Source organism: Evansella tamaricis (assembly GCF_019042215.1).
In the GTDB taxonomy this organism is placed as follows: Bacteria; Bacillota; Bacilli; order Bacillales; family Salisediminibacteriaceae; genus Evansella; species Evansella tamaricis.
Genome location: NZ_JAHQCS010000153.1, coordinates 1 through 7,049, shown reverse-complemented (window position 1 = coordinate 7,049; position 7,049 = coordinate 1). Strand labels below are relative to the sequence as shown.

The window sequence follows — 7,049 nt, the reverse complement described above, 5'->3', positions numbered from 1 at the left end:
TTTCTTACCTACAGTCAAGTGTTTTTATTAATTAATAACTATTTTTTGGGTGGGAGGGGTACCACTCCCACCCAAAAAAACATTTTGGAAATGACAAATAGACCTGACGAGTTATGTTTTTTCGAAAGGTCATCTATGTTATAGTGTAAATAACTGATTACGAACAGATGGATGCTGTATTGTAATCATAGGTGATGTTGTGTGTGATTAGATGAAAGGCCACTTTCAAGAACTTATTCACACATGCAATTGACGCAACTTTATGGGGTTTGCCTTGAGGTTGCGTTTTTAATTTGTCATAATACTCTACAATATGATTGTTGGACTTCTTACGAAGTTTAATCATCGATTGAACCATGTAGTACAATAGTTTTCGTAATTTGTTATTTCCTCGTTTATTTATTTTATCTTTATAAAATGTATTACCAGATTGATAACGCATGATATCAATTCCAACATATGCATTCAATTGTTTATGGTTCTGGAAGCGTTGTAGATCCCCTAGTTCTCCAATTAGTCTTACAGCAGTCACCTCTCCAATCCCTGGAAAAGAAAGTAATACCTGATACTCAATACGATCTTTTGAAAGTTCAACCATCTGTTTTATAAGCATGTCTTTTTTCGCTTTAAGATCTGTGATACGTATAGCATAATCCCGAATTTGGTCACAACGAACATCATCTTTTGATATTGCTGGATAGGAATCTTGTGCTGCGTGAAGTAATTCTATTGCTTTTTCTTCTGCACGTTTAAGGGATATGTTCTTTTTTGTATTCCCTTTTATTTTATTTCGTATTACAGTTTTAGAACATGCCAATACTTCATCTGGGTGTGGGAAAAGCTGAGTGACGTTCAAAAAGAGAGCAGAACGTTTTGAAAAAAGACGCTCTAATTCAGGAAAACTAAGCTGTAAAATAGCGTGCAATCTACTGTATAGACTTATAATTTCACTATCTAGTTCATCGTAATAACGTGTTAGTGCGCGCATTTGTTTATAGTAGTTTTCTTCCTGGTATGTCGTAGAACGTTCTGTTCGAAAATGAGATTTAGCAAGCCCATGAGCATCACTTATATCTGTCTTATGACGACGCATCGAAGCCGTTTGTAGATTCGCTTCTAACGGGCTAACTCTATGATAGGTGTAGCCTTCTGCTTGAAAAAACTGTTCTAATGGTCTCGAATACACTCCTGATGCTTCAAATACAATTTCAGGTGCTTGACCATCCCGTTTAATGATTTCACAAATCCTTTCATTCAAGGCTTTAAAGGACGATTTATTATGTGTAATTTCGCCTTCATATTCACATTTATTATAGTGATTATAGATAACCATTGTACTTTTCCCCATACTAACATCGAATGCTAGAACATGTTTCATGTTCATTTCTCCTTCTCTTACCATTCATAGAAGCCTTCACATTGCCTTATCGATTCCACTTTCTTTTACTCGATCTCTTAAGGACCCAACATACTAAACTGATTCAAATAAGGGTGTGAAGTCGGCCGGTTTATAATACGGACTCTTAAATGGTCCTAGAGGCTGGTCGGCCTTACTTCACTTCTACTATAAAAAAATAGTAGCACAAACCCTGGCCAGGGTCTGCACTACTAATGTTAGTATGTTTCTTAAAAGGGAAGAATTAATAATTTTGGCACCATCGAGCATGTGAGCATGTTTTCTAGTTCCACCGCTTTTCTTTATTTTTGTAATACAAAGTAGGCATAATCAAAGAATGCAAGGTAATTTTCTGTAAAATATAAATGGTTTTCCATCAGTTTTATATATTTTTCGTCGATTTGTTGATCAATGACTAATTCTGGAAAGTGTTTACTATGTTCCACATCCTCCATTATTTCTCCTTCATCTTTAACGGTATCCATAAGCGAAAAGCCTTGTTGTTGAAACAAGTGAATCCATTCCCCTTCCTTTAGGAGAGAATGGAATCCATAAAAGTTTTTATAATCCCTTAGCTCTTTATTATTTAGGCCACCTAAATAGACAGGTTCCAAAAGATAAACTAATCCATTTGGTTTTAACCAACGGTAAATGTTAGACAAGGATTTCTTCAGATCAGTAAAAGACAGAACCGATTCTGATACGATCACATCAAAAGACTGTTCTCTAATATTTGCATCATTAACGTCATCTATCTTCCAAGTAATATTATTTATATTCAGATGCCTTTCTTTGGCTTTCTTTATCATCTTAGAGTGATTATCCATAGCCAAAACGTTCGTATTTTTAACCTCAGATAGTAATTTTGCCGTATCACCTAGTCCACAACCAATTTCTAATATATTACTATTAGTAGGAAGTGGGTATAAAGAGAGAAGTTTTTTTGTCATCTTTCTTCCGCCCGGTCGTGCTTCCGTAACACCATATGCAGCCAACATATCCATATAGTCACTCAATTTAAACATCCTCCTCCAATACACTCTATGCAAAAAAACTATGGAAGGAACGGGACAGTCATACAATCCAAACTGAAATGAATTAATAAAATAGTTGTGAGATGATAAAGGAGGTGGCATTAAAATGGATGCTGCTTATTATTATGACTTATGCTGTAAGCACCGCGGCAAAGTTGTTCGAATTTATGACCGGTCAGGAAAAGAATACATTGGGAAGATTGCCAATATTGACAAGACTTACGTTTGGCTTGAACCAGTGCATCATCCTCCAAGTGGATTCGGTTATGGATACTATGGAGGTTGGGGATATGGTTGGTTCCCAATCGCATTAGCAGCAATAGGAGGATTTGCATTAGGAACAGCATTTTTTTGGTAAAAACGGGGGACTTGCTTGCGATTTAGAGGCTGGGACATAACTAAAGTGTTTAATTAAAAAACCGAACACTAAACAACTATAGTTAAGTATATTTCCGTAGCTAATGATTGTATTAACTATCTTTCGTTCGGCGTTCTCCTTGATTAAAACACTTTTGTCCCAGCTCTTTTTTTGAATCTTAATGATTGATTATTCTTGAGAATAAAACCCCACTGTGAATTATTGGGTTATTAGTCTGATGCCATTGATCTTGAGCCTCCTCAGGAAAAACCGCCTTACATAGTCTTTTCTGACCTGTTTTTCCGCAAGTGTCTCCCAGATTCAGTCCAACAACACAATGGTGATTTATTTCATTGTTTACTTAATAATTACTCACCTAGGCTCGTGACCAAGAAGCTTGCACTTTAATAATATATTTCGACAGTTTTTAACCCTTTTCAAACTTTGGAAATTAATGATAAAATAAACTCAATTTGATAATAGCATGTTTTTCTTACATCGTTCCTTTTGTATAATAGAATTAAAGGGAATGTTTATTAGAAGAGAGAATAAAAAAGGGGCTTAATTTATATGATAAAGGTGTTAAAGGGTGCGATAATCACCAGCTTATTTATACTTATTACGGCATGTTCAGATGGTGCCGAAGATGACCTTGAGTCCATTGAAGATACGGATGATATAGAAACACTTATCTCAACCAACCAACGACTTGTGGAACAAGTTGAGTCAGAGAGGGAAGAGAATAGAGTTCTCCAGGAACGTTTGGAGGATCTTGAGGCAGAGAATATGTCTCTAAAGGATAACATTTTAACTTATAGACAGGAATTGATAGAAAAAGATAATTTGAGAACGGAAGAACTGACTATTCGAAATGAAGTGGATGAATTAGCAAAAGAGATTTTCCAAGCGATGCATGAAAGGAACCATCTCTATTTAGAAGAATTGGTCGCTGACAATATTTTTGTTGATTCTAATTCTGACAGATTAGAAATATACGATGACGAGGGAAGGTTATATTATACATTACATTATATTCCTTTAAATACCGTGAATTATGTACGCCAAAAATCTTTTCAGTATAACCAAGAATCGGAGACATTCGTTGCAGAATATGTGTTGTATTCTGCAGATTCAAAGGATTTTCAATTGGATGCAGGTGTTGAAATGACTTTTGTCTTTGATGGTGAATGGAAACTCTTCTCCATGGTAAGATAACTTAATAAAATAATAGATAATTAACCAAAATAAAGATGGTGGCATAGGCTGTTACCATCTTTATTTTTTTTGTTTAGAATTGGATTTCTTTCGAAAGGAGTTATGTTTAAATTGGGAAATACCCATACTTATACGAAAAAAGAAGAAGTGGTTAATGCAATCACCCATGGTGTTGGCATCCCCTTTGGAATCATTGCGATTTTTCTTTTAGTAATTGCTTCAAAATTCCATGGACATATGACCCACTTAATCAGTGCTTCCATTTACGGAATAACACTTTTATTTTTATACTCCTGTTCCACACTCCTGCATGTTTTTCAGAATGAAAGAATAAAAAATATTTTTGAAATATTGGATCATGCCGCAATTTATTTATTCATAGCTGGGACGTATACACCGTTAATGGTAATTGTCGTTGATGGCCTTAGGGGATGGATACTTTTGGGGATAATCTGGGCTACAGCAATTGCAGGGGTTATATTTAAAGTGTTTTATGCTAAGAAATTTATTGTTCTATCCACTTTATTCTATATATTAATGGGGTGGATTGTTATATTTGTATTGGATCCAATTCTAAGTAAAATACCAACTCCAGGTGTGGTTCTCCTTGTCTTCGGTGGATTGCTATATACATTAGGGACGGTGTTTTATATTTGGAGAACTTTTTATTACCATCATGCAGTGTGGCACCTATTTGTTCTCGTTGCGAGTATAGCGCATTTTTTAACAATACTGCTTTATGTTATTCCCTTAAGTTAAATGTGGAAAGAATACCTATTTCAAAAATAGGGTTCGTATTGATTGGAGAACATCTTTGTAAATAGTATGAAAGTTTTATGACACTACTAGAATGTGTATTCCTTCACAAATATAGAAGAGGTATTATATATATAAGGGGAGTATAAGTATGATAGTTTAAGGTGGGATGCCACATGGAGGAAAGAAATAGATCTGTATTGACGACAGAAGACCGTATTTTAAAAGCGGCAATAGATTTAATGGAAAAAAAAGGATTTAAGGCTGTAACAACAAAAGAAATTGCAGCAGAATCAGGATATAGTGAAATGACGTTATTTCGCCATTTCGGAACAAAGAAAAAAATATTAGAATGTGCAGTGGAACGTTATTATCATCTGGTGGACGTGACGAATATATTAATGAAGAGTATAAATTACGATTTGGAATCTGACTTGAAATTAGTAAGTAAAACGTATCATTCGTTTATGAATAAAAATGAACAGATAATTTTGCTTGCTTTTCAGGAAAGAAATACAATCCCGTCAATGATTGAATCGCTAACAAGCAACCCGAGAGAATTTAAAGCTTTTCTTATGTTTTATTTTAATGAAATGGAAAAACGGGGTAAAATATCAAATATAAACAGAGAAGTACAAGCAATGAATTTTTTATATATGAATTTAGGTTATTTCTTTCAAAGGTTTATTGCAGGTCGAAAAGTTGCTATCGTGCCGGAAGATATTTTCATTGAGGAAAGCGTTCGAACTTTTGTAAGGGGCTTAAAAGATGTACATTCCATTTCTATATAAATAGGAAGAGTAGCCATTTCTAGTTGGCTACTCTTATTAAGTTAATTAGTCATCAGCAGAAACATTTGTACTAAGAGAAGCAAAATATAAGGTATGGCAACTATAAGAAAAACGGGAAAAATATTTATTAACACTCTATCTAAAATATCTATAATCTGATCCACATTTTTATTATCGTCTTGCAATTGAACTTTTTTCTTTACTTCTATTTGCCTGTTAAAATTTGTCATTAATGGTGAGTGTGATACTACGCACTTCATTATTCTCCTCCTTAAATAGCTTGTCCAACATTGTTTAGTCCACTATATGCAGTCGGAGAAAAGAAAATACCAAAAATATTTTAGCAAAGAAACCTACCAGTAAATTGGAGAGGCAAATGTATTTATATTGTGCACTCTTCAAAAGGACAATGGGCGCAACGTAAATGTTCTTTGAGAAAATCTATATCGTGTATTGTAATATACTTCGTATTTACGGAAATAATTTTTTGTCTAATTAATCGTTTTAGTATTCTATTGATACTTTCCCGTGTGGCCCCAACGAAATTTGCTAATTCTTGATTCGTTACTTTCCGGTTTATAAGAATACCTGTAGATATTTTTTTGCCATATTCATTGCTTAATCGTATTAGCATGGCAAAAACGGCGCCTTGTTTACCACAGAAAATGAGATCTCTAAATTGATGTAGGAGGGTTTGATTTTCAATGGAAAGTATCTTTAATAAACATGCAGCAAGATCTGTGTCTTTTGCGAGTAAATTTTCGATTTCTTTACGGTCAAACCGAAGTAACTTACAATCTTGAACAACCTCCGCATCGAAACGATGTGTAAAGCCATTAAACAAGTTAAGCTCACCTAAGAGATCCTGACTCTTCTTTGTTTGCAGAAAAAAAACTTTCCCATCTTCAGATAATTTTGTAAGCCGAATTTTACCTTCCTTTATGAAGTATAAATGGTCAGGGGAATCCCCTTCAAAAAAAATGATATTACCTTTTTGGGCTGTAATTTCAGTTCCATAGGTAAGGACCTTTGCTTTTGTCTTCTTTGGGATGTTATCAAATATGCAATTGGCATTAGCGGTAGCATCATTAATAGTACTGGTTTTTATCATGCTGGTTCCCTCCTATCGATAACATAGACAGTGCTTATTTAAAATAAGTATCTCAAAAGAGTTGGTTGTCTAATATGAGTTTGAGTAATCAATTGTCGTTGCTGTTTTAAGATCTTCCTTTTTCGAAAGGTAAGAATTTATAAGTTATGGCACCTTCGGTCAAGTTGTCTAGCTCCAGTGCCTGCACTGCCCTACGCTCGTGACCAAAGAGCAATTCTTCCTGAATAAGCTACGATTTGTGTCGACGGATATTCTTCTGTGGAATACTGGTAGAGGAAGACACAAAGGCGATTGCGCTTTTCTTTGTCTAGCTCCAGCGCCTACTCGCTGCGGGGCACTTCGGAAGTGACAACTGAAGTCAAAGAGCGGACTTCTAGTTGTCATTCCT

Annotated in this window: 8 protein-coding genes; 4 read left to right on the top strand and 4 right to left on the bottom strand. The window is 34.8% G+C overall.

Features of this window, described 5'->3' with window-relative positions:
• Positions 1 to 157: 157 nt before the first annotated feature.
• Both KS419_RS19125 and KS419_RS19120 read right to left on the bottom strand, forming a co-directional pair.
• The gene (locus tag KS419_RS19125) at positions 158 to 1,378 is read right to left on the bottom strand and encodes an IS110 family RNA-guided transposase (protein WP_246593679.1); all 1,221 of its coding nucleotides are present in this window, start codon (positions 1,376 to 1,378) and stop codon (positions 158 to 160) included.
• A gap of 320 nt (positions 1,379 to 1,698) precedes the next feature.
• Positions 1,699 to 2,412, bottom strand: a complete 714-nt coding sequence (locus KS419_RS19120) for a class I SAM-dependent methyltransferase (protein ID WP_217068001.1) — start codon at positions 2,410 to 2,412, stop codon at positions 1,699 to 1,701.
• Positions 2,413 to 2,536: 124 nt separating this feature from the next.
• On the opposite strand from KS419_RS19120, the gene KS419_RS19115 reads away from it, so the two are divergent.
• The 4 genes from KS419_RS19115 (at position 2,537) to KS419_RS19100 (ending at position 5,550) form a co-directional block, all read left to right on the top strand.
• Positions 2,537 to 2,788 (top strand): hypothetical protein, encoded by a 252-nt coding sequence (locus KS419_RS19115; protein ID WP_217067998.1) that lies wholly within the window; start codon positions 2,537 to 2,539, stop codon positions 2,786 to 2,788.
• Between the two features lie 570 nt (positions 2,789 to 3,358).
• On the top strand, positions 3,359 to 4,003 hold the full coding sequence (locus KS419_RS19110; protein ID WP_217067996.1) for a hypothetical protein: 645 nt from the start codon (positions 3,359 to 3,361) through the stop codon (positions 4,001 to 4,003).
• Between the two features lie 102 nt (positions 4,004 to 4,105).
• The gene (trhA, locus tag KS419_RS19105; RefSeq protein ID WP_343215097.1) at positions 4,106 to 4,762 is read left to right on the top strand and encodes a PAQR family membrane homeostasis protein TrhA; all 657 of its coding nucleotides are present in this window, start codon (positions 4,106 to 4,108) and stop codon (positions 4,760 to 4,762) included.
• A 173-nt stretch (positions 4,763 to 4,935) separates the two neighbouring features.
• A complete protein-coding gene (locus tag KS419_RS19100) occupies positions 4,936 to 5,550 on the top strand; it encodes a TetR/AcrR family transcriptional regulator (RefSeq protein ID WP_217067993.1) in 615 nt (204 codons plus the stop codon).
• A 41-nt stretch (positions 5,551 to 5,591) separates the two neighbouring features.
• Here KS419_RS19100 and KS419_RS19095 read toward each other — a convergent pair whose 3' ends face one another.
• Both KS419_RS19095 and KS419_RS19090 read right to left on the bottom strand, forming a co-directional pair.
• Complete coding sequence (locus tag KS419_RS19095) at positions 5,592 to 5,810, bottom strand: hypothetical protein (protein WP_217067992.1); 219 nt, start codon at positions 5,808 to 5,810, stop codon at positions 5,592 to 5,594.
• A 122-nt stretch (positions 5,811 to 5,932) separates the two neighbouring features.
• Complete coding sequence (locus KS419_RS19090) at positions 5,933 to 6,661, bottom strand: Crp/Fnr family transcriptional regulator (RefSeq protein WP_217067991.1); 729 nt, start codon at positions 6,659 to 6,661, stop codon at positions 5,933 to 5,935.
• Positions 6,662 to 7,049: the final 388 nt, after the last annotated feature.

Bases quoted from the DNA above. Each gene is read 5' to 3' on its own strand.
- KS419_RS19115 (WP_217067998.1), top strand. From the start codon at position 2,537: ATGGATGCTGCTTATTATTATGACTTATGCTGTAAGCACCGCGGCAAA.
- KS419_RS19090 (WP_217067991.1), bottom strand. From the start codon at position 6,661: ATGATAAAAACCAGTACTATTAATGATGCTACCGCTAATGCCAATTGC.
- KS419_RS19125 (WP_246593679.1), bottom strand. From the start codon at position 1,378: ATGAAACATGTTCTAGCATTCGATGTTAGTATGGGGAAAAGTACAATG.
- KS419_RS19095 (WP_217067992.1), bottom strand. From the start codon at position 5,810: ATGAAGTGCGTAGTATCACACTCACCATTAATGACAAATTTTAACAGG.
- KS419_RS19100 (WP_217067993.1), top strand. From the start codon at position 4,936: ATGGAGGAAAGAAATAGATCTGTATTGACGACAGAAGACCGTATTTTA.
- KS419_RS19110 (WP_217067996.1), top strand. From the start codon at position 3,359: ATGATAAAGGTGTTAAAGGGTGCGATAATCACCAGCTTATTTATACTT.
- trhA (WP_343215097.1), top strand. From the start codon at position 4,106: ATGTTTAAATTGGGAAATACCCATACTTATACGAAAAAAGAAGAAGTG.